9 protein-coding genes and 1 pseudogene are annotated in these 23,679 nt (G+C 69.5%); 9 read left to right on the top strand and 1 reads right to left on the bottom strand.

Going from position 1 to position 23,679, the window contains the following annotated elements; genetic code table 11:
* Positions 1–34: 34 nt before the first annotated feature.
* Entirely contained in the window at positions 35–3,979 is a 3,945-nt protein-coding gene (gene eccCa, locus IEZ15_RS36740) for a type VII secretion protein EccCa (RefSeq protein WP_189281193.1), read from the bottom strand.
* A gap of 259 nt (positions 3,980–4,238) precedes the next feature.
* Between eccCa and eccD the strand changes: the two genes are divergently transcribed.
* The 9 genes and pseudogenes from eccD to IEZ15_RS36695 all read left to right on the top strand — a co-directional run.
* The gene (gene eccD, locus IEZ15_RS36735) at positions 4,239–5,639 is read left to right on the top strand and encodes a type VII secretion integral membrane protein EccD (protein ID WP_189281192.1); all 1,401 of its coding nucleotides are present in this window, start codon (positions 4,239–4,241) and stop codon (positions 5,637–5,639) included.
* 47 nt (positions 5,640–5,686) lie between these two features.
* Positions 5,687–7,150 (top strand): type VII secretion protein EccB, encoded by a 1,464-nt coding sequence (gene eccB, locus IEZ15_RS36730; protein ID WP_189281191.1) that lies wholly within the window; start codon positions 5,687–5,689, stop codon positions 7,148–7,150.
* A gap of 337 nt (positions 7,151–7,487) precedes the next feature.
* On the top strand, positions 7,488–7,721 hold the full coding sequence (locus tag IEZ15_RS36725; protein WP_229846352.1) for a hypothetical protein: 234 nt from the start codon (positions 7,488–7,490) through the stop codon (positions 7,719–7,721).
* Between the two features lie 68 nt (positions 7,722–7,789).
* Positions 7,790–8,113, top strand: a complete 324-nt coding sequence (locus IEZ15_RS36720) for a WXG100 family type VII secretion target (protein WP_189281189.1) — start codon at positions 7,790–7,792, stop codon at positions 8,111–8,113.
* 98 nt (positions 8,114–8,211) lie between these two features.
* Positions 8,212–8,679, top strand: a complete 468-nt coding sequence (locus tag IEZ15_RS36715) for a type VII secretion system-associated protein (protein ID WP_189281188.1) — start codon at positions 8,212–8,214, stop codon at positions 8,677–8,679.
* A gap of 57 nt (positions 8,680–8,736) precedes the next feature.
* On the top strand, positions 8,737–11,385 hold the full coding sequence (locus IEZ15_RS36710) for an AAWKG family protein (RefSeq protein WP_189281187.1): 2,649 nt from the start codon (positions 8,737–8,739) through the stop codon (positions 11,383–11,385).
* The gene (locus IEZ15_RS36705) at positions 11,382–11,906 is read left to right on the top strand and encodes a YbaB/EbfC family nucleoid-associated protein (RefSeq protein ID WP_189281186.1); all 525 of its coding nucleotides are present in this window, start codon (positions 11,382–11,384) and stop codon (positions 11,904–11,906) included. The genes IEZ15_RS36710 and IEZ15_RS36705 overlap by 4 nt, the downstream gene beginning before the upstream one ends.
* Before the next feature lie 5 nt (positions 11,907–11,911).
* The gene (locus IEZ15_RS36700; protein WP_189281185.1) at positions 11,912–12,247 is read left to right on the top strand and encodes a hypothetical protein; all 336 of its coding nucleotides are present in this window, start codon (positions 11,912–11,914) and stop codon (positions 12,245–12,247) included.
* A 6-nt stretch (positions 12,248–12,253) separates the two neighbouring features.
* Positions 12,254–23,679 (top strand): annotated as a pseudogene (locus IEZ15_RS36695) (hypothetical protein); the annotation flags it as partial.

Below are 23,679 nucleotides of genomic sequence, written 5' to 3'. Positions count from 1 at the left end.
CACCCCCTCGGCCGCCCCCGGTCGTCGTATCGGCCTACCGGTCCTGGTCCCCCTCCTCCTGCGGAGTGTCGACCACCGCCGTCTGCAGCAGCGTCGCCTTGCTCCGGGCGATGTACCGGGCCCGGCCCGGCGGCAGGTTGCGCGGCTTGACGTTGCTGAATACGTACCCCTCGCTCGGCGGGCAGGACAGCAGCAGGCCGGGGGTGTTGACCTCGCTCAGCCGCCGCAGCAGCTGGTCGCCGAAACCGCGGCCGGCGCCGGTGGCGGACCGGGCGATCACGAAGTGCAGGCCGACCTCGTGCCCGAGCGCCAGGAACTCGAAGAGCGGCGCGAACGGATGGTCGAAGGCGTTGCTGCCGCCCAGCATGTCGTAGTCGTCGACCAGGACGAACAGGCGCGGCCCCGACCACCAGTCGGCCTGCCGCATCCGGGCGGGGCTGATGTCCTCCCCCGGCAGACGCGTCTTCAGCGCCTGCTGGGAACCGCCCGTCAGCTCCTGCAGCGCGGTCAGGGACACGGCATGACCCAGGCGGTACTCCTCCGGGACGGTCTCCACCAGCTCCCGCCGGTAGTCGACCACCAGAATCCGTGCTTCCTGGGGGGTGTACCGGGCGGTGATCGCGGACGTCACCAGCTTCAGCAGGTTGGTCTTGCCGCTCTCGGTGTCGCCGACGGCGATCAGGTGCGGGGTACGGCTGAAGTCGTGCCAGACGGGGGACAGCGTCTCCTCGTCGAGGCCCAGTGCCATCCGCAGACCACCGGTGCTCTCGGGTGCGGGCAGTTCGGCGGCGGGCAGCAGGTGCGGCAGCATGCGGACGGCGGGCGCGGCGGGACCGTGCCAGCCGGCCGAGATCTGCTCGACCAGATCCGCGACGCCCTCGGTGAGGTCGTCGGCGGAGGAACTGGCGTCGACGCGGGGCAGCGCCGACAGGAAGTGCAGCTTCCCCTCGACCGTGAGACCGCGTCCGGGGATGCGCGGCACCAGCGCCGCCCGCCGCACGTTGATCACCGAGTCCATGTTGTCGCCGAGCTTGAGTTCCAGGCGGGTGGCGATCTGGTCGCGCACCTGTGTCGTCATCTCCATCCACCGGGACGCCGTCACGACCAGGTGAACGCCGTAGTTCAGACCGCGGGTGGCGAACTGGTTGAATGTCGGGACCAGTTGGTCGAAGTCCTGGCGCAGGGTCGTCCACCCGTCCACCACGAGGAAGACGTCGCCGTGGAGCTCCTCGGCGAACTCACCGGCCGCCCGGCGGCGCCGGTAGGTCGCCATCGAGTCGATGTTGTGGTCCAGGAAGAACTGCTCGCGGTGGTTGAGCACCGCCGTGACCTCGGCGACCGTCCGGCTGATGCGTTCGCTGTCCAGCCGGGAGGCGACGCCGCCCATGTGCGGCAGCCCGGACAGCCCGGACAGCGTCCCGCCACCGAAGTCCAGGCAGTAGAACTGCACCTCACCAGGGGTGTGGGTGAGGGCCAGGGAGGCGATGAGGCTCCGCAGCAAGGTGGACTTGCCGCTCTGTGAACCGCCCGCGATACCGATGTGTCCCTCCGCTCCGGACAGATCGACCACGAGGGGGTCGCGGCGCTGCTCGAAGGGCTTGTCGACCAGGCCGACCGGTACCTTCAGCCGGCCGGACCCGTGCCACGACGCCGCCGTGAACCCGCGTTCCGCGCTGACCGCGAGCGGCGGCAGCAACTCGTCGAGCGGGGACGGCAGATCGAGCGGGGGCAGCCACACCTGGTGCGCTCCCGGTCCGGCGTCCCGCAGCCGGTCCAGCGCCACCGACAACAGGGTGTCACCCGTCTCCTGCTTCTCCTCGGCGACAGGTTCCGCCGCGGCGGGCTGGACCGTGCGCGGCACCACGTACCCCGACGTCCACGGCACCACCTGGCTGGCCACCCGGGCCTGCGCGACCGCTCCGCCCCGCTTGCGGTACTCGCCCGAGACATACGCCGCCCTGAAACGTGTCAGGGCCTCGACTCCGCTCTTGAGATACCCGCTGCCGGGCTGCGAGGGGAGCTGGTAGGCGTCGGGGACGCCCAGCACGCCCCGGCTCTCCATGGCCGAGAAGGTACGCAGACCGATCCGGTACGACAGATGGCTCTCCAACTGGTGCATCCGGCCCTCGTCCAGGCGCTGCGACGCCAGCAGCAGATGCACGCCCAGGGAACGCCCCAGCCGGCCGATCATGACGAACAGTTCCATGAACTCCCGGTGCGCGGACAGAAGTTCGCTGAACTCGTCGACCACGACGAACAGGCTCGGCAGCGGGGCAAGCTCCGTGCCCGAGGCGCGCGCCTTCTCGTACTCCAGCGCCGACGAGTAGTTGCCGGCGGCCCTCAGCAGCTCCTGACGGCGGATCAGTTCGCCGTGCAGCGCGTCCTGCATACGGGCGACCAGCGCGACCTCGTCCGACAGGTTGGTGATCACCGCCGAGGTGTGCGGCAGTTCGTCCAGACCGAGGAAGGTGGCACCGCCCTTGAAGTCGACCAGGACGAAGTTGAGCGTCTCGGAGGAGTTCGTCAGGGCCAGGCCCAGCACGAGGGTCCGCAGCAGCTCGCTCTTGCCCGAACCGGTGGCGCCGATGAGCATCCCGTGCGGTCCCATGCCGCCCTGCGCCGACTCCTTGATGTCCAGCTCCACCGGGAGCCCGTCGCTGCCCACCGCGATGGGCACCCGCAGCCGTGAGGTGCCGCCCGCGCGCTGCCACAGGGTCTGCGGATCGTGCCGGTACAGGTCGCCGATGCCGAGCAGCGACGTGAGTTCGGTGTCCGCGGCCAGCGGTTCGGCGGCGGAGGCCGCCAGCCGCATGCGGTACGGCGCGATCATCCTGGCCAGCGCCTCGGCCGCGACCGGCCCCATGAGGTCCGGCCGGCCCAGCTGCGTCGTCTGCTCCTTGCGGGTGCGGTCGGTGCGCACCAGGCCGACCCGGTCGGGCCGGACGTCGAGGCGGAGCGTGCTGCGGCCGGGCCGCCACTGGAGGGTGTCGGCCAGGTCGATGACGACCGCGTTGCGAAAGCCCTGACCGTCCATGCGGTGCCCGGCGGGCACGGCCACCCCGTCCAGGACGACGACCGTGTAGGGCTCCTCACGGCCGGGCGGCGTCTCCGGATCGAAGCCGGGACGCTCGCCGAACTCGGCCCCGAGCAGGTCCTCCAGGTCGTTGAACGCGGACGTCACCATCCGGGCCGGGCCCGCTCCGTCCTTCTCCTGCGGATGCTGGCCGTGCGGCAGCCACTTCACCCACTCCCAGTCGGCGCGGTGCTCGTCGGCGGCACACACGACGATCCACATTTCCTCCGGGACGTGGAAGACGGCGAGCTGCGAGAGCATCGCGCGCACCAGACTCCGCCGGGTGGTGTCGTCACCCCGCATCAACACCCGCGACCAGGAACGCAGATACACGGCGACCGGCTGACCGGGCACCGTGCTGTAGGCACGTATGAAGCGGCGGAGCGCATGTGCCGCGAGCGGGTCGAGGTCTTCGACCGGCTTGGTGGCCAGTGGTGTCAGTTTCATGGACAGCTGCTGATCGCCGACGGCCATCCGGACCTCGGCGAAGTCCTCGTCCTTCACCCGGCGTTCCCACAGACGGGTGGTGCGCACCAGGGTGCGCAGTGCCGCCGGTTCCGGATGACGCCAGGCCAGCGCCAGCTGCTGTTCGACCACCGCGCGCCGGATCTGCTTGCGGATCTGCCCGAGATACCGCAGGTAGTCCCGCCGTTCACCGCGCAGCCGCTGCTTGCGCTCACTGGTGCGTCGCATGAACTGCCCGATGATCATGGCGGCCGACGCCAGTAGCATCAGACCCAGTGACAGGTAGATGAAGATACCGTTCGACCCACCCGGACGCAGGAAGATCAGCATCATGGAGACGGACATCATCGCCATCGGCATGTATGTCCACACCGCGGAGTTGTCCGGGACCGACTCCGCGAGCACCGGGGGCTCCTGAAGGCTCAACTCCCCCTGGGGCATGTCCGGTCCACGACGACGCGCGGGACGACGAAAAAGCACGGAACTCAACGCATCGGCTCCTTCGGGCGGCAGCCAGTGAGGTGTCACCGGGCCCGTTGGCGGGAGGGCGGGGCCGTGAAGACGGCCCGGCGGACAGAGGTACTCTGCACACGATAGACGGATGGACACCTCACCGGATCAAACACCTACGTGTCTACCGGTATCTCACTTTCACATCCGTCCGCCCTGATCACCTTCCGCGAAAGCGAATGTGCCGACCATGAGCGACACCTCGGTGGCCAGCCTGTGCCGCCTCACCGTCCGGGCACCCTCCGGGACGATCGACCTTGCCGTCCCGGTGGACGTTCCGGTGGCCGACCTCCTCCCCACGTTGCTCAGGTACTGCGTGGAGGGCATGGAGGAGGAGGGCCTCGACCACGGAGGCTGGGTACTCCAGCGCCTGGGCGGCCCCGCCCTCGACGACGAGGCCACCCTGGAGGCCATCGACCTGCACGACGGCGAGGTCCTCCACCTGCGTCCCCGGGCCGAGGAGATGCCCGAGGTCCGCCTCGACGACCTGGTCGAGGGCATCGCGGACATCACCCGGGATCGTCTGCAAGCCTGGACCCCGGACCGGAGCCGGCAACTCCTGCGCGGTTTCCTCGTCTGCGTCCTCGTCATCGCGCTGGGCGTGCTCGCCTGGCCCGGCGGCCCGGTCGTGCCCCGCGCGGCCACCGCGGGCGTCGCCGGTCTGCTGCTGCTCGCCGGAGCCGCCACGGCCGCCCGCGCCGTCGGCGACGCGGCCACGGGTGCCGCCCTCGGCGTCATGGCGGTCCCGGCACTGGCGCTTGCCGGCTGGCTGCTGCCCGACGGCGAGATCGCGGGCCCCCACGCCTACCACGTGCTGGGAGCACGGCTGTTGGCCGCCGGCACCGCCGGAGCGGGCGCCGCCGTACTGGCCCTCGCGGCCGCTGCCGTCTACGCCCCGCTCTTCCTGTCCACGGCGGCCGTCGCCGTGGCGGCGGCTGTCTCCGGGGCGCTGATGAGTGTCTTCGACGTATCCGTGGACAAGGCCGCCGGCGTGGTCGCCGCCTGCCTGGTGGTCATCGGCGGCTTCGTCCCCGCCATCGCCTTCAAGCTGGCCGGCATGCGGATGCCGCCGCTGCCCACCAACCCCGGGCAGCTCCAGGACGGCATCGATCCGTACGACGGCCCCGAGGTGGCCACCCGGACGGAGCTGGCCGGCGGCTGGATGATCGCCCTGTACGGCGCGATCGGCGTCGTCTGCGCGGGCTGCCTGATTCCGCTGGTGCGCCGCCCCAACCTCCCGGAAGCGCTGATCGCCGTCCTCCTTTCCCTGATCCTGCTCCTGCACGGCCGGGGCATGGTCAACGTGTGGCAGCGGCTGGTCCTGGTCGTCCCCGGTGCGATGGGAGCCGCGCTGGTTCTCGTGGGCGCCGGTGCCCACCTCGCCCCCGGTGACCGGCCCGTGTTCGTCGCCGGACTGCTGGGCCTGGCCGCCGTGCTCGCCGTCATCACCTGGACCGTCCCCGGACGCCGGATGCTGCCCTACTGGGGCCGCGCCGCCGAGCTGCTGCAGTCCACCCTGGCCATCGGCCTGCTGCCGGTCACGCTCTGGGCCGTCGGGGTGTTCGGCGAACTGCGCGCCATCTCCGGCTGACCGCGATCATGCCGATTCCGAAGAAACCCGCGAGGTAGGCCACCACCATGCAGTCAAAGCGCGACCAGGTACAGGCGCACGGTTTCATCATGAGCCGGCTGACGGCCGGCATGCTCCTCGCGGAGCCCGACGCCCCGGACACCCCGCTGGGCCGGACCACCCGTGGTGTGTTCATAGGTGTGCTCATAGCGGTGCTGCTGGCCGCCGGGGCCGTGGTGTACGGGCTGATCTCGCCCGGCGGCAACACCTCGTGGAAGACACCGGGCACCCTCGTCGTCAACAAGGAGACGGGCGCCCGCTACCTGTACGTCGACGGCCGGCTCAGGCCGGTGCGCAACTACGCCTCCGCGCGCCTGATCGCTGGCAGCGACCTCGCCACCTCCACCGTCGCCACCGCCTCCCTGAAGGGGACCCCCGTGGGGCAGCCCATCGGCATCCCGGGTGCCCCCGAGTCGGTGCCCTCGGCGGACAACCTGGACCGGGACACGTGGCTGGTCTGCTCCACCACCGGCGCCCGTGCCTCGGACGGCCGCACCACGCTGGTGGCCGGATCTCCCGTGGAGGGCACCGGAGTCGGCGCCGGGCAGGGCTTCGTGGCCCAGGGCCCCGACCACACGGCCTACCTGGTCTGGCAGGGCAGTCGGCTGCGCCTGGACAAGGACTCCGGTGCCGCCGTGTCCCTCGGCTACGGTTCCGTGACTCCCCGGCCGGTCTCCGCGGCCTTCCTCAACGCCCTGGTCGCCGGGCCGGACCTGCTGGCACCCGAGGTGCCGGACCGCGGCGACGCGGGACCGTCGCTCGACGGCAAGGCGAGTGCCACGGGCCAGGTGTTCCAGGCCGAGGTGCCCGGCTCCGACGAGCATCCGTACTACCTCCTGCGCAAGGAGGGGCTGGTCCCCGTGACCGCCACGCAGGCCGCCCTCGTACTCGGCGACCCGCACACGCGGGACAAGGCGTACGCGGGACAGACCCCGCGCACGGTGACACTGAGCGCCGACGCGCTGAAGCAGCACCTGGCGCCGGGGGCGGAGGGCCGCTCCCCGGCCACCGAGGGCCTGCCGGCCGAGCCGCCGAAGCCGGCCGCCATCGCCGCGGACGAGTCGGCCTGCGCGGGTGTGGAACCCGGCGACGACGGCACGAAGGTCACCACGCTGCTCGTGGCGACGGACGCCCTGACGCCGGTCGCCCAGCCGTCGGCGGACGTCGCACGAGCCTGTCTGCGGGTGGACGCGGTCGTGGTGCGTCCCGGCCGCGCTGCGCTGGTGCGTGCCCTGGGAGCCGGCGGCACCACCCTGGGCACCACGACCTACCTGGTCGACGACACCGGTACCAAGTTCCGGGTTCCGGCGGCCAAGGCACTGGGCGCCCTCGGCTACAGCGAGGGCCAGGTCACTGCCCTGCCCTCGCCGTTGCTCTCGATGCTGCCGACCGGGCCCGCCCTGGACCCGGACGCGGCGACCGGGGCGACCCGGCCCACGGTGCAGACGCAGTGCCCGTCACCGGGCCGGTAGGTTGTCGGCGGCGGAACATTCACACGTATCGCTTGCGAGTGGCCGATGAGGACACACCTCAAGCGGTACGGTAGATGTGCGCCGGGTTCGGCCGTCGCTGTTCCGGGAAGCGGAGCAGGCAACACCTCGGTGTCGATCCGCCCGGTGACGGACGTTCCGCAACACACCGGACACCACTCACCATCAAGTGTCGGGAGAGTGTCAACTCCTCGACGGAGCAATCGGGAGGCTGAACATGGCCGAAGGCAATCTTCGCAGGTCAGACGCGTGGGCCGCGCGCAACGGCATCCAGGCCCTGGAGTCTGCAATGAGGGGGGTGCAGAGGTGCCGTCAGGATGTGGAGGCCACCGGAACCGGCCTGACCACGGGCTACCAGGGCAGTGACGGCCGTGCCTACAGGGATCTCATCGTGCAGTGGGACGGGCAGTGCGGCAAGATCCTCGACAACCTGAAGCACATGATCGACACCCTCACCACGAGCTTGTCGGAGATCGACAAGAACCAGCAGGCGTCGAACGACGCCATCAGGAACGCCGGCAACAGTACGTACCACACACTGATGGGCGCCTGACCCGGGCCCCGGTGCCACACCCCCCGCAACCGAACCGTTGACCCCTTTCGAGACACCACGAGGCCGACATGTCCAGCCCATTCGAAGACGGCGTCATCCACGTCGATTACAACCACATGCAGAACGCGGCCGACGACCTGATCCAGCAGACCAAGGCCATCGACCAGACCCTGACCAACCTCGACGCGGAGCTCCAGGCGCTGATGACGCACTGGGAAGGTGACGACAGCGACGAGTACAAAGTCTGCCAGCAGGCCTGGAACACAGCGGTGGGCGACATGGAGCGGATGCTGAATTCCCATGCCGTGCTGCTCACGGACGTGTCCGACAACTACAAGTACACGGAGCGGTCGCTCGCCCAGATGTGGGCCGACGTGAAGGTCCAGCCCTGACCATCGCGTCCACGGGGCCGAACTGACCGCTCGGGCAGATCGGCCCCGTACGACGTACTGTCCCCGCAACCGCGCGTTCCGCTACTTCTGGAGGTTCCATGGGAAACCTTTCGCATCTCGACGGGAAGTCGCTGCAGACGTTCATCGACAACGACCTCAGGGATTTCCTGACGAAGACGGAGGAAATCCGCAGGGACAAATATGCGGGGGACGACCAGCGTCCGATCAGGTCCCTCAAGAGTCTGGTCGACGGGGAGACCACTCCCGAGACGATGGCGCAGAACCAGCTTCTGGCACTCGGGCCGATGGTCAACGACGACACCACCCATGGCAAAAGTCTGATCGAGGCCGTGAAATCGGCGGCCAAGTCGGTCGATGAAATCCTGGAAAGACAGCAGAGGCTGTTCAAGGACATCGACAGGGATTTCCGGCAGACGTTGAAGCTCATGGGGTCGACGCAGGGCGACAACATCACCGAAATCAACGCCGATAAGCTGCTCGAACTGTTCGAGGACGTCGACAACGACATGAGCCCGTCCAGCAAGAACACGAGCACCAACTCGTAGTCCGGGCGCCCCTCCTCCGTCGGCCCTCTCCATATTTTCACCAAGCGGAGCGCGTACATGGCAATCAATTTCGACACGGATGACTACTGGGCTCAGGCGGTCGGCCTCTACACCGGCTACTCGATGCCGAGTCGTAAGTCCCTCTTCGACAAGCTGAAGAGCAAAGAGGGAATTCCGCTCATGCGGGTCAACTTGGTTGAGCACAAGGGGCGCGCCGTCGACAAGCTGGACTACGCCGCCTCTTCGGGATGGCAGGCTTCCCATGGTGAGGACTACCGGCTGGCCTTCTACACGCACCATGGTTCGGACAAGGTCAGGCTGTTCACGGCCGACATCATCTTCATCGGAACCCTGGCCGACGAGAACGGCAAGAGCCATCTGACGGACGCCGGAGCCACCCGAGAGGGAGGCAAATTCACCGGAAAGTACAAGGACGAATGGGACGACGGTGACCTGTGGCGCTACGTGTCCGCTCCGAAATTCGTCCTGGACGCCTTGGTGGACACGTACAAGACGACGCACTCTTCCTACAACGGGGTGAGTGTGCCGGACGGCGACGCCGTCGACCTCACTTCCTTCGAGCGGACTGCGGCGGCCTTCGACCGGGCGGCGCAGTTCTTCCGGGAGCAATTGAATCCGCTGGAGGACTGGTACAACTCGCTGGGCGGTGACGAGGCCGCCTGGAAGGGCCAGTCCGCCGACGTCGTACGGACCCTCATCCAGTCCCTCTACAAGAACTACGACAGTTACGCGGAACAGATGGGAGGGCGCGAGTACAAGTCCGACCTCACCATGCTCGACGGCTATCAGCCCCGGTCCACCTACGCCGCAGGCCTGCGCCAGGCCCAGTGGGACCTCCACTGGGAGGCACGGGAGATGCAGGCCGCCTGGTTGAACTGGGCCAACTCGATGGAACACGATCCGCACCGGGCACTGCTCGAGGAACTGGACGAACTCACCCGGTGGATATTGATCAACAACGTTCCACTCGTCAGTGTCACGGTTCCCCATGGGCAAACCTTCTACGATCCGGACGACGACGGCGTAGAAGACCTCTGGAACGTGAAGGACGACTCGGGCGAAACCTTCGGCACCTTCCCCGGGTTCAGCGACAATCCGGGGTTCGGCGCCCTGGACGACATCAACACCTGGAAGACCATCGGGGAAAACGCGGTGGCCCGCTGGAACCGAAACGTAGAAGGCTACCTCGTCGCTGCCGCGAAGAAATCTCTCTCCAACCTCGGGAAGAACTGGAACGCGGCCACCGCCGAAGTCGGCAAAGAGGTCACGGACCGCAATCCCAACAGTCTTTCGCAGACCTATGAGAAGGAAGAGACGAAGAGCGAGAAGGAGGCCGCGAAGAAGTCCGCCGACGATAGCAAGAAGGCGTGGGAGAGCCTCAACAAGAACCTCTCCGACGCCAACAGCGGCAACAAGGAACTGTTCGACAACCTGAGCAATGGCCTGAAGGACGCCAACAGCAACCAGATGCAGCTCAACAGTGGGCTGAACGGGCTCGGCGACAGTCTCAACAACGGCCTGAACAACCTGGGCGACGGCTTCACCCAGAGCCTCAACGGCGGCGGCAACGGACTCGGCGGTGGCCTGAACCTCGATGGCGGCGGTACGACGGCGCCGCTCAACAGCGGTCTGAACAACGCGCTCAGCGACCTCGGCGGCACGGATCCGAGCAGCAGTCCCCTGAACTCCGGAACGTCCCTGCCGCTCAACCCCTTCCCGTCCCTGAACGGGGGCTCCCTCACCGGCGGTTCGTCAACCGGCAGCACGTCCCCGCTCAACCTCAAACCCGGCTCGCTCACCGACGACGGCAGCCCCCGCCTCGACGCGGACGGGAATCTGGTCCAGACGTATCCGGACGGCACCAGGACGGTGCTGGACCCCGAGACCGGCCGGCTCGTCACGACCGACCCGGACGGTCACACGACCACGACCCGGCTCAACCCCGGCGACGTCATCACCAACCCCGACGGAAGTCACACCCAGCTCAACGTGGACGGCACGGTCACGACGGAGTCCAAGGACGGCACCAAGACGGTGTTCGACCCGTCGGACGGCAGCCTGCAGACCACCAAGCCAGACGGTCACACGAGCACGACCCACCTGAGCAAGCCGATCGACATACCCGATCTGACGAGCACCGGAAACAACCTCTCGCACAGTGGTGGAACCTCCTCGCTGAACGGCAGGTCCCTCGACCACGGCGGCAGCAACCTCCACGACGACCCGGACCTCGACTACCTGGACTACGACAGCACACCTTTCACGGGCGGTACGCTGGGCGGAAATGTGGGAGGTTACGATACTGCCGGTGCCAACACCTCGCAGGCACCTGCGGGAGGAACACCTCTCAACCCAGGTTTCGGGGCTGGAGCCGGCGCGGGTGGCGCGGGAGCGGGCGGGGCGAACGGGGAACGTGTGCGTACGGTACTGAGCGACGCGAACAACATGTCCGCGTCGCGTCGCAACGGCTCCGTATCGTCGGCCATCGACGGCGAGGTCATGCCCTTCCGGCAGAACGGGACCCAGACCACCAGTTCGCCCATGGGCGGCGGTGCTCCGATGGGTGGCGGCACGCAGGGCGGTCAGTCCACACAGAGCGGTGAACGGCAGCGCACCAACTGGGTGGAGGAGGAAGAGGACGTGTGGGGAACCGAGGAAGGCGGAACGCCGGCGGTGATCGGATGAGCGGGACCGAGTACGGCACCGGCGCGGCGCGCGCCCGGCAGGACGAGCCCGACGCCACCGTGGCGGCGAATCCTTTCACGGAGTCGCTCAACGCGCGCCTCTCCGAGACGCTCTCCGCCCTGGAGTCCGTGACCGCCGACATGGCCATGGCCAAGGCGGAGCTGAGCCAGGCCACTTACGTGGTGCGGTCCCGGGACCGCACGGTGGAGGCCACGGTGGGACACCAGGGGCAGCTGATGGACCTGAGGTTCCTCGACAACAAGTACCGCACCATGAGTTCCACCGAGCTCGCCGCCTCGGTGCTGGAGGCCGTGTCGCAGGCGAGGGACTCGATGGCCCGTCAGGTGATGTCCACCATGGCTCCGTTCACGCAGCCCCTGCCGGGTGTGCCGCTCATGGACGGCATGGACATCGACTGGGCCGATCTCTTCGGACCGGGTGTTCTGGAAGAGCCGGAGGCGGCGCTTCGCAAGGGCGACGCACGGTTGCGGGACGAGATCGACGAGGACGGGGAGGAGTAGGCGCTGTGGGCGATGTCTTCTCGGCGGATGTGTCGCGCATCCGGCAGTGGCAGAATCTCATGCGCGACATCACGGACATCACGGACAGTGCCGTGCGTGATTTCGAGGCCGAGGCCCGCAGCTGTCTCGACTGGGTCGGCAGGGACGACTCGATGGCGGAGGATCTCAGGCCCCGGGACCAGAAGGAGCGCAAGGACACCACGGAGACGGGCACGTCGCTGATGCAGGCCATCGCCGGCATCTCGACGGCGCTCAGGGTGAACGGAAACGTCATCCAGGGTGCCCAGAACAACGCCTCCGAGGCCATCAACGACGAGTCGTCCAAGTCGGGGAAGCACTGATCCGTCATGGCGATCGTGGTTCCTGAGTGGGCGAACGTCCTGTTCTTCGTCATCATTGGTGAGCGCATGCCGCAGGCCGATGAGGACCTCGCCTACCGGAGCCACGAGTCGTTCAGGAATTTCTCGGGGCGGCTGCACAAACTGTCCGAGCTCCTGGAGGAGTCGATCAAGGCCTCGAGCGGGGCTCTCCCGCCCGAGATCGCCGAACGTTACGTCCGCGCCACCCACATGGTGACCAACGACGGTGGCAAGAACTACGTCATCGAGTTCGCCAAGCAGCTGGACGACATCGCCGAAGGGCGCGTACAGACGTCCATCCAGATCGCCGAGAACAAGATCAACATCATTGTCGAGCTTGCTCTTCTGGCGATGATTCTGTCCTTCCTGGACGCACTGGCGGCCTTCGTCTTCGGAGGCACGGAATCCTTGGCGGCAGCGGCCAAACTCACTGTGCGGTACAAGATCCTGGGCATGCTGACGCTGCTGCTCAAGCGCATTCATCTCATGCCGACCATCAGCGAGATGCTGGAAGAGATGTTCACCGCGCTCGCGTCCCGTCTGATCCTGATGTGGTCGGCGGCGCCCGGCCGCAAGCCGCACGGCATCGATGTGAAGGACCTGTTCGTCAGCGGAGCGGCCGGAGCGCTCAACGCGGTTTTCGAGCACTTCTTCCACGGCGGCAAGAACATCTTCAAGGGGCTCTTCAAGGACAAGCCCGACCTCGGTCCCGGCTTCAACAAGAAGTTCAACGACAAGAACAACCTGCCGGTGCCGACGCCGAGCAAGAAGCCGCCGCTGACCACCGGGCAGAAAATCGCGGCCGCCTCCGCCGACCAGACGTTCGACGCCGCGAGCGCGGGTCTGTCGGAGTACCTGACCGGAGGTGCCATCTCCGGCTTCAACTCGATGGACTTCTGGGGTGGCGCCGTCAGCACCCTGTCCATGTCCGCACTCGCCCTGGGGGCCCAGAGCCTCGGCATCAAGATGCCGGACCTCTCGTTCCTGAAGAACCTCAACACCGACCCGTTCGCCCCCTCGAAGACGTCGGCCGGGGGCACCGGTACCGGCACCGGCGGGAAGCAGTACCTCGCCGACACGAATCCGGGCCCGGCCACGCAGGGCCCCGCCACGCAGGTCCCGGCCACGGGATCGGGTCTGCCGGGCCCGCACCCCGAGTACTCCGGCGACTTCACCGGTGCCGCTCCGGCGCCGGTCCCCACCACCTCGCAGATCGACGTCCCGAACCCGTCCTCCGTCGCCGCGGGCGCCGCGCAGTCACCGGGCCCGGCGACCGTGTCCGGCGGCGGGAGCCAGCCGGCGAGGAATACGGGCGCGCACGGGAGCTCCGACCCGGCGTTCGCGATTCCCGGCGGTGACACGACGGGCGCGCAGTCCCCGGCGCAGACGGAAGGCGGCACGCTTCCCGCTTCGGGTCACGGTGCCGCCGGCGCCACCTCGTCCGGCGCACCCCACACCGGGCCGGGGTCCAGGCCGGCCCATGCCGGGGACGACGCCGAGGCCCAGAACACCCAGAACGCCCCTGGCGACCAGGAGAGCGAGGACACTCCCGGTACCCAGCCGGGCACCACACCCGTCACCGGCCCGGTGACAGCCTCCGGCCCCGGGACGTCCGTCCCGTCCCAGCACGGCCAGGCCACCCCCGCGCCCACCGGCACGGGTACCAACGCCGGTGCGGCGGCGGGCGCGAACGCCCCGGCCGCCGTGAAGGCCGACGGCACCGGCCAGGCCCACGGCACGCACGGCTCCACCGGTCGCAACACGGAGCGCGACAGCGCTGCGGACACCGACACGCCTGTTTCGGACCCGAGCAACCCGTCCACGGCGACGGACGTGACCACCCTGGACGGACAAGGCGCGGCGACGCACGCCGCCGACGTGCCCGAGGACGTTCGGTCGGAGGAGCCGGCCGGTGCGCAGGACGAGGACCAGCCCGCCACCGCGTCCATCGCGACCGTCTCGACCCCGGCCTCCTCCCCCCGCCCGGCCGGCGACACGAACAGCCGCGACACGAACAGCCGCGACACGAACAGCCGCGACACGAACAGCCGCGACACGAACAGCCGCGACACGAACAGCCGCGACACGGACGGTCGTGCCACGGACGGCACCACGACGGACGACGGACCGGGAACGTCCGGAGGCCCCCGGACCGACCCCGCCGTGACGGGTCTCGTGGCCGCCTCCGGCGCCCCGGGACGCAAGGAGCGCAGGCGGAAGACCGACTCGGTCACCGATACGGATGTGCAGTCCACCGAGTCCTCGCCCGCCGCCCCGGACGGAACCGGCACGCACGACGAGGACGACGCCGCCCCCGTCCCGATGCCCACCGTGTTCCGGGCCGACGACGCACCGGCCGCCACGGCGGAGAACATCGTCGCGGTCAGCGACTCGCTCACGGTTCCGGACGACTCTGCTCCGGACGACTCGGACACGGACGACGCGATCACGGTCGTCGACACGGTGTCGGACTCCGGTGACACGCTCGTCGAGCCCGCCGACGGGACGAAACCGACGACCGATGCGGAGAAGCTCGCCCGCGCCGACCGCCTGCCGCGGTCGCCGGAGGACATCGCACGCTGGATCGACAGCCTCCCGACCACGGTCGGTGGGACGGACGACCTCGTGGCACCCACCGATGCGAAGACGCACCCCCTCGCGGGAGCCACCGCCGAGGACGTCACGGTGCGGATGTTCACCGGACCGCAGCCGGACGAGCGAACCACGACGGACGAGCCGGCCACCCCGGACGAGGACACCGCACCGGACTCGCCCCGGCCGACGACGACGGCGGCGACGACAGTGCCGGAACCGGTCGGTCCGACATCCGCCGGACCCGCACTCCCCGCTCCCGCCCCCTACCGGTGGGACGCGCTGGTCGCGCCCCACGAAACCGCGCCGTCCGGGTTCGAGGCGGGACCGCTCGCCGTCCGGCAGCCGGACGACGGCGACACCGCGACCGGCACCGGGTTCGGTGGCGACTGGGGTGGGTGGAAACCCGATCTCGACGAGTCGACCGAGGCCATCGGCGGCATCTCGGCGAAGAACTCCGGGCGGCTGCGGCAGATCAGCCGTGAGATGAACCTCATCATCGTGACCCGGGGGGTGAACGAGTACGCCGCGCCCCGGCTCGAAGAGGGAGCGATGCCCAAGCCGCTGGAGATCAAGGCGAAGTCGCTCAACCCCCATGACCGGATACTCGGTGGCTCCCGGTTCTCCAAGAAGCAGCTCGGCCTGGGCGCGATCTTCGATCCGGAGCTGCCCGCCGACCTTTCGTCGTACAGCGAGGAGGAGCAGGCAAAGATCCAGCAGCGGTACGAGAGCCGCAAGAGCGAGTTCGCGAAGTACTCGGCCAAGCTGGCGGAGCCGGACAGTGCCTTCTCCGTCGTCGACGGGATCATCTACCACAAGGAGGGCGACACCCTCCGGCCGGTGGCCGCCGACATCGACCTGCTGGACCTCTTTACGCCGATCGGGGGGACGGCGCTCACGCCGCAGACCTACGAAAACGCCATAGAGGAGATCAAGGACAGGTTCAGTCCGGTCGTACACGGCGCCGCCATGTACTGGAATCCCACGGACCCCGATGGCAAAGCGATCTACAAGAGCATTGTCGAGCCGATAGAAAGGGGAGACGAGAAGGTCGTCTCCTTCTTCAACGACGATCGCCCGCCGACGTACGCAGGCAACTTCTCGCGGAAGAACTCGATCGCGCCCATTGCCTCACCCTCCTTCGGTACGGGCCCGTACAAGACGGATCCCGAAGCGGAACTCGGCAAGAGCACCGGGTCCGCCGACCGGGAGAGTGAGCATGCCGAGGCGCTGCGGTTGTTCGAGACGCTCTGGGGCAAGACATCGGCGGATCGCAGGCTGCCTGGCCCGGTCCTGACCGCACTGACCGACGCCTACACGGCCCTGGACGGATCGCCGGACCGGGTGGGCCGGCTCGTCGCGCGGCTCGACGAGAACGCCGACGGTTTCGACCAGTTGTCCCTGACGGATCAGCACGTGGTCGTCGTGGCCCAGCGGATGCTGCGTGGCACCCCCGAAGACGTCACGGCCGCCCTGGAGCGGGCGTGGTCGGCCGATATCACCGTCCTTGAGGAGGATCACTCCGCGCCGTCACCGGGTTCGAGTGCCGTCCGGGTGGGTCCGGCCGGGCTGACCGCCGAGGACCGGGCGGCACTGGAGGAGGCGGAGGCGTTCCTGCGCGGCGTCCCCCCGCGCGAGCTGACGCAGGCCGAGCGCTGGGCCCACATCCAGGTGTCCGTGGACCACACCTGGTTCATCGACGCCCACCATCCGGAGGCCGGCCGGCGACGCGAACTCATCGAGGCGTTCGTCACCCTGCTGAGCCACAGCCGGCTCACGGACAGCGCGGACAGAAGCCGCGAACTCTCCCTGGAGCTGGCCCACCGCTACCGGACCCGGCGGATCACGGGCCTGGTCGGCGGGGCCGACCCGGAACAACCGGATCCTGTGTTCGACGCCGATCTCCCGACACCCGGACCGAGCAGGGTCGTGGGCGACCTCGAACGGTTGATGGAGGAGATCCAACTCGGTTTGCGGGAGGGGCACTTCGACGACCCCGACGAATCGGTTCACGGGGACCCGGACCAGGTGGAGGTGCACACCCCGGCCGAGGTCCACACCCCGGCCGAGACGATTGAGCCGCCGCAGACCGACGCCCTGTTCGACCCGGACGATGCGGCGGACGACGACGTCGTCGTGCTCGATTTCCTCCCCGACGACCACAGGGCGTCGGTGGAAGTGGTGCGGGGCGAGACGGTCGAGACGGACGAGACGGACGAGTCCGACCGGAGGCCCGCGCCGCGGTCCGCGGCCGACGACGTCCCCGCACCGATGTTCGCGGAGAGGGCCGTGGTGTCCGTGGAAACGGGGCTGCGGCTGCCGCCGAGCGTCGAGCGGTTGATGAGCCCGATCCGGTTCTACGCCGAGCACACCATCGATCGTTCCGCGCCGAACGTGGACGTCGTTCTGATGTCCTATCCGGGAGCGCTCGGCTTCGTCGACATGGTCCAGACACAGGACACGGGTCATGCGCTGGTCGCGCTGAGGTTTCCGTGGGATCAGCGGTTCGTCAGCCTCGGTTTCCGGATGGCCGAGAACGTCGCGCCCGTGCATCTCGTGGACGGCAAGGCGCCCGGAATCGTCACCCTCGAACCGGGAGACCCGTTCAACGACCCCCGGGCCGAGATCCTCGGCACCTACAAGGTCGACGCGGACCAGCTGGCGGCGGCCTACAAGTACACGGCGGAGAACGCCCAGCACACCTACAACCTCGTGTCGTACAACTGCGTCGCCTTCGCGCGGGGTTTCGTGCGGGCCGCGGTCGGCCACGAAGTGGCCCGGTCCGGCACCGTCGCACCGAACTCCCTCATCGAGTACATGCGTGGAGGTACGCGCCGGGACTGGGCCGACAATCCGAGAATTCTGCAGCTCACCCCGAAGGACCAGCTGCTTCTGAGCAGAGCCCGCGCGTGGCTGGACCGTGAGGGAAGCCCGAGGGAACTGGACTGGGCACTGAACCGGGTCTTCCTCGACCACCAGCGTCCTTTGGTGCGGAAGTCGGGGGCCACCACGACCCAGCAACGGCAGTTGGACCTGCTGGCGAACCTTGCCCTCATGGGTGCGCACAGGCTGCGCGAGGAGGGTGAGCAGGCCGCACTGAAGCTGCTGGACGAGTTCGGCGACAGGTACGGCACGGCCAAGCACCACGACGGACATGTTCAGCCGACGGTGATGCAGTCGCTGGAGCCTTTGCGCGCCTACGTGGAGAACGCCGCCGACCCGGCCGCTGTCGACGCGGAAGTCGTTGTCATGACCGGCCCGGAGGGACAGCCGACGGTCGCGGTGAAGATTCCGCACCATCCGGACGTGATCGCCTTCCGGTTCGGGGCGGAGCAGGTGTTCCCGGGCAACACCAAGTGGGACACGAACCCCGGCGCACTGTTCATCGAGCATCCCGATCGGGTGCTCGACCCGGACATCGAGGTCCTCGCGACATACCCGGTCAGCGCCAACCAACTGCGAAAGGGCCTCCCGCACGTCCTGGCCCACATCTCGGCCCCGCACAGCGAGGCCACGTCGAACGCCTCCGGTTTCGTCCGGGGCTTCCTCAAGGACGGGACCGGCAGTGATCCGGTCAGCACCTACATCAGCGCACACGCCTCGTCCAAGTCCTACTTCTCCCATCTCGTCGAGTCCTACTTTCCCTCCCAATCCACCGACACCTTCTTCGAAGCGATGCGGTCCGGAGTCGACCGCTCCTGGAGCGAGCACGCCGCGCCGGTCACCGAACTGTCCAAGAGAGACCAGGGGGCGCTGGACAGACTCCCCCTGGAACCGGACGAGGACATCGCGCTGGAGTACGACCCCTGGCGGTCGTGGGCGAAACTCCGGGTGGCACTCGACCACCAGCGGCCGACGGTGTCCGAGGAATCGGTCTCTGTCGCGTCGGAACAGCGCAAACTGCTCCGGGCGTTCACCCGCCTGATCGCGGCGGAACACCGTTTCGCGGGCGAACGGGCGGCCCGCCAGCTCTCCTGGCGTCTCGGCCTGGACTACGGCACATGGCGGTCCACCGACACGCTGCCTCCGCTGCTGGCGTCGGATCCGCCGGCCGCGCCCCCCACCCCGGAGCCGGCACAGCCCCCCGTCCCGCCCGCCGGGCCCGTCGTACCCGACGACCCCGCAGCCCTCGTGGCACCCACCGCACCCGATGCTCCGGAAACACGCCAGGTGCTGATCGACGGTGCGATGCAGGAGATGACCCACGAGAGGGGCTTCCACCGGTTCGCCGTCCCCATCGAGGGCGGAACCGTCTACATCAGTGACACCCAGTTCGACGGGCAGAAGATCAACCCGGCCGTGGAGAACCTCGTCACCAGGTTCGTCAACGGGGGCCTGCCCCTGTTCCGCGTGCAGCAGCAGCCGGCGTCGAGGACGGGATACCAGGGGGAGCCGGTCACCCTGGTCCCGGCAGGCACCGAGGACTTCCCCCGGCACGACGACGTCGACGCGACGGCGTTCGTGGAGCTGTCCACCACGCCGGAGGCCGCCGAACGACGCTTCCGCGAGTCGGGCGCCTCAGGCACGCTCCCCGCGACCGGGCTGCTCGCCGATGTCGTCGTCGGGCCGGACCAGGACATCGTCATCATCGACGCGAACACGGTCCAGGTGGGGAACCTGGTGGTCGCCATGCTCGCCGACCACCCGCCGGTCACCGTCCTGCCCCGGACCAGGCCGGCGCCCACCGTGATCACGGTCATGGCCACTCGCGTCGGTGAGAACCCGTACAAGGGGGTCCTTGAGGAGCAACTGGCCAAGGCCACGCTCTCCGACGAGCAACGGGCGCGCTTCCAGCGGGTCCTCGACACCTACGGCACGGCGGCACCGTCCCCTGCGCAGTCACCACCGGCGCCCGGAACCACCGGTCCATCGGGCGAAGACACTCCTTCCTCGGCCGATGAGGGGGTCGTTGGTGCCGATCCCGCGCCCTCCGAGCCGCCGGCCGAGAAGCACGTGCGCTTCGCCGACGGCACCGGCCCCAAGTCCGTGACCGACAAGCCGGTGCTGACCGTCGACGCCCAGCTCGACAGCCACCGACCGGCCCGCATCGTCCGCTCGCTGCCGGCGCCGCCGGTGCACGGCCGTGGCGTCGCGTTGAGCGACGGCAGCGAGTTGCCGGTCCATGTGACGGGCAACGGCGTCCACGGCGTCGTCAGCGGCGCCTACGGGCACGCGCACGTCACGCTCCGCAACGCGGACGGGGCCGTCGAGGAGATCGCCTCCCGGACCGGCCTGTCCCGTACGGAGGAGGGCACCGGCCAGGAGGGCGCGCTGGACGACCTCCTGCGCGCACTGCGGGACACCCCCTCGGTGTTCCACGGCGAGGGGTACCGGTCGCCCGCGTTCCTGGACCGGCACGGCGGGCTCGGGGACCGGCTGACGGAGCGGCTCGATACCTCCCCCTTCATGGGGACACACGTCTCCCAGCGGGACCTGGCCGGCTTGAGCCACAACTCCGCACTCGACGTCACCTGGACCCTCAACCCGGATGCGACGGTCCGCGTGAAGGACGCCGGCCTGACGCCTCTGGACCGGGCCCGCCTGCTGCTGCGCCGACCGGAACTCGACGAGGAACTGGCCGCGGAACTGCGTACGGTGCCTGCTCTCCGAGCGCCGGACGAAGCGCGGGACTCACGCGTTGTGCCCGAGTCCGCCCCTCAGGACCCGGAAGCACAGACCCCTGAGGACCTGCGGCCCTGGCTGGAGCAGCTCGACCAGGACGCCGACAGGTACGTGCCGGACCGCGCCGGGCGGCCCGACCACTTCCCCGCGACACGGGCCGCGGTCTGGCAGCGCTATCTCGCGTCCCACGAACGGGTCGCCGAAGTGCACGCGCTCCGTCGGCGCCGGCGGATCGAGGCGGCCCGCGGTGTCCCGGTGCCGGATGCCGACGCCCCGGCCAGGGACGCCATCGCACAGAGTGCCGCACGCATGCGACTGCGCATGGACGAGGACGCACTGCGCGCGTGGGGGCACACCGACCCCGAGGGTCTGGTCGTGCGGTACCGGGCCCACACGTCGGCGTCGTCCCTCTCGGACGAGGCGGGTACGGACGCCTCCGTCGCGTCGGTGCGCGTGGACAGGACGCTGTACTCCATCCCCGAGGAGGACCCCGGGACCGACGGCGGACTGTCCGGCGCCACGCCCGAATCCGGCCGCCCGGAGGGGACCCGACCCTCGGGCACCCGGGTGGGACGGCGTCCGGCCCCGTTGCAAATCACCGTCACGGACAGCGCACAGGACCTGCCCCCCGGCGCCACCACCGACTACGTGGTGAACGTTACGGATCCGGCGGGCGGGCCGGTCTTCCAGCACGTCACGCCGATCGGCCTGTCCGGTGTCGAGGAGCCGAACGCCCCGCAGCACAGCGACGACGGCGTGCCGCGCCTGGTCGGCATCCGGCAGGACCTGGCCGCCCCGGAACACCCGGCACTCCAGGTGTCGGCCGACGGCACCCTCGCCGTGAGCACCGAGAACGAAAGCCGGGAGGCGTTCGCGAGCCGGGCCGCCTTCGAGCGGTCCCAGGCCCTGCTCCAGGCCACCGGGGGTTCCGTACGGCTCGCTCTGGACGAGAACGTCTCGGTCACCGTCCGGCACAACGGAACCGAGCGCACCCTGTACCGGGTTCGCCCCGACTTCCTGGAAGACCCCACGGACGTCTGCCGCGACCTGGCCGGTCAGGTGCTGGGCGGCATGCCGGACCACCTGGTCTTCCGCGATCCGGACGGGCACACCGCGCTGGGACCGATGAACGCCGCGGACGGGCTCAAGGTCAGTGAACTGCACCGCCTCGCGCACGCCATCGTTCAGGTCGTGGACGGCCAGGCGAGTCCCGGCGTCGTCCCGGACACTTTCTGGGCCGCCGGAAAGGCGCGCGGACGCGGGGCGCGCGCCGCCGCAGCGTCGTCCCCGGCGTCGGCAACCACGCCGTTGCCGGGGCAGCGCTACGGCGCTCTCCTGAGCACCCGCCCGCATGCTCCGGCGGGGACCGGGCCACGGGTCGACATCAACCAGGACGCCTGGCCGGCTGTCGGCGAGGGCTACCTCACGCAGTCCATCGGCTCGCAGAACGAGCAGGGCCAGTTCACGCTGGAGGACCACGTCGGCGCGTTCCACCCGGTCGACAACCCCTTCGGTTACCACTACGCCGCCGTGGTGCTGGCCGCCGAGGACGGCAGCTCCCACGTCACGCTGGAGAACTACGCACGGCGCGGCAGTACTCAACGCGCTCTCAGAGACGCCGTCGGCCGGAATCTGGAGCGGTACGGCGACCGCCTGGAGGAGATGCGGGCGGCCTACGAGGCCGAGGAGAGCACGGCCACCGGACGGGCCCGTGCCTCGGCGAGGGCCGGCGTCCTCGCGACGCAGGCGCTCATCGCCGTACGTGAGGAGCGGGCGACTCGGGCGCACGCGGTGGCGGCCGGACCCGGCACGGCTGACGCGACGCGCACGGCACCGCAGGCTCCGACACCGGCGGAGCGGGCCGCCGTCGGCGCGCTCGACCGGTACTCCGGCGGTCAGGGGCTGAAGACGCCCAGCACCCTGTGGCACATGCGGCTCGTCAGAAAGTGGGGCAACCAGACCTTCCACGACCAGCTGGCAGGCATGCACGAGCACGGCAGGCCGGGCATCGTCGTCAACCCGCTCACCGCGGTGGTCGTCGGGGCGCACAGCGCGCCCGACGAGCTGAGCAGCCGGTTCACCTTCGCGGAGAGGGCGGCCGAGCTGACCGAGGACGACCGGCCCAAGCTCCGTTTTCTGGCCCGCCGAGTGGCCCGCGTCGCGCTGTGGAACCACCGCAACCGGCTCCCCCTGCCCACCATCGGCGTCTCGGCCGGCGGCAACGGGGTCCGTGACGGGATGCCCGCCCTTCCGGACCGGGACCGACGGGCACGTGCGACCGGCGGGCGGAGGCTGGACTCGGTGCGCGCGATGTTCCTCGACGAGCTGGACCAGGCGCTGGCCAACCTCCAGAAGGGCGCGGATCCCGCCACCGCGGTGACGGCGAAGGACTTCGAGGTGCAGCGCGAGAACCGCGGACGGCGGCTGCCCGAGACGACCGCGCAGTCACGGTCCCGGGTGCCTGCCGACCCTCGCGAACTGCGCCGACGGGCCGTGTTCACCATCGAAACCCACCCGGCGGGGGAGCGGCCCGCACCCACGTACTCCGACACCCTCGACCACCTCGCCCAGGGCTCGCCGCTGATCGCCTCGTTCCTCGACAGGTCGCCGCGCACCCCGTCGACTCCGGGGCAGCAATCGGGACCGGGGCTGCCGTCCCCCCTGACCGCCGGACCGATCACCCCCATGAGCGCGCATGCCGTGCCCGGCATGCTCACCGTGCCGCTGACACGTCTGGCCCGCCCGGTCAGCGCACCCGCGGGCATCGACGTGGGGCGTCTGCTCAGCGACATCCGGGCAGTGGAATCCGCCGGCGGTTCGACGACCGGCGACGGTTCGACGACCACCGGTGGCGAGCGGCCGGACCCGGGAAAGGGGCGTGCCGACGAAGGGCGGCCGGATCCGTCCACCGGCACCGTCGAGCGTGCCCCGTGGGCACCCGGCCCGTCGCGGTCGGCGGCCACGCCGCCCGCACAGCCGCACCGGAGCGCCGGGACCGGACCTGCGGACACGGCCGACGACGTCACGGTCGGCTATGTCACGGGGGAGGACTCTGTCGGGGGTCCGGACGAGGCGACGGCCAGGGCGGTCGAGATCCTGGCCGAGCACCGGGTGCATCTGCGGCTGGTCATTGGCACGGACGATGACACCGTGGCGTTCCGTGAGGTGCAGACCGGCTGGGTCGAACGTGTGGCCGCGGC

The organism is Streptomyces atratus (genome assembly GCF_014648655.1).
GTDB lineage: Bacteria > Actinomycetota > Actinomycetes > Streptomycetales > Streptomycetaceae > Streptomyces > Streptomyces atratus.
Note: the sequence above shows the minus strand (reverse complement) of the source record. Positions and strands in the feature narration are given on the sequence as shown.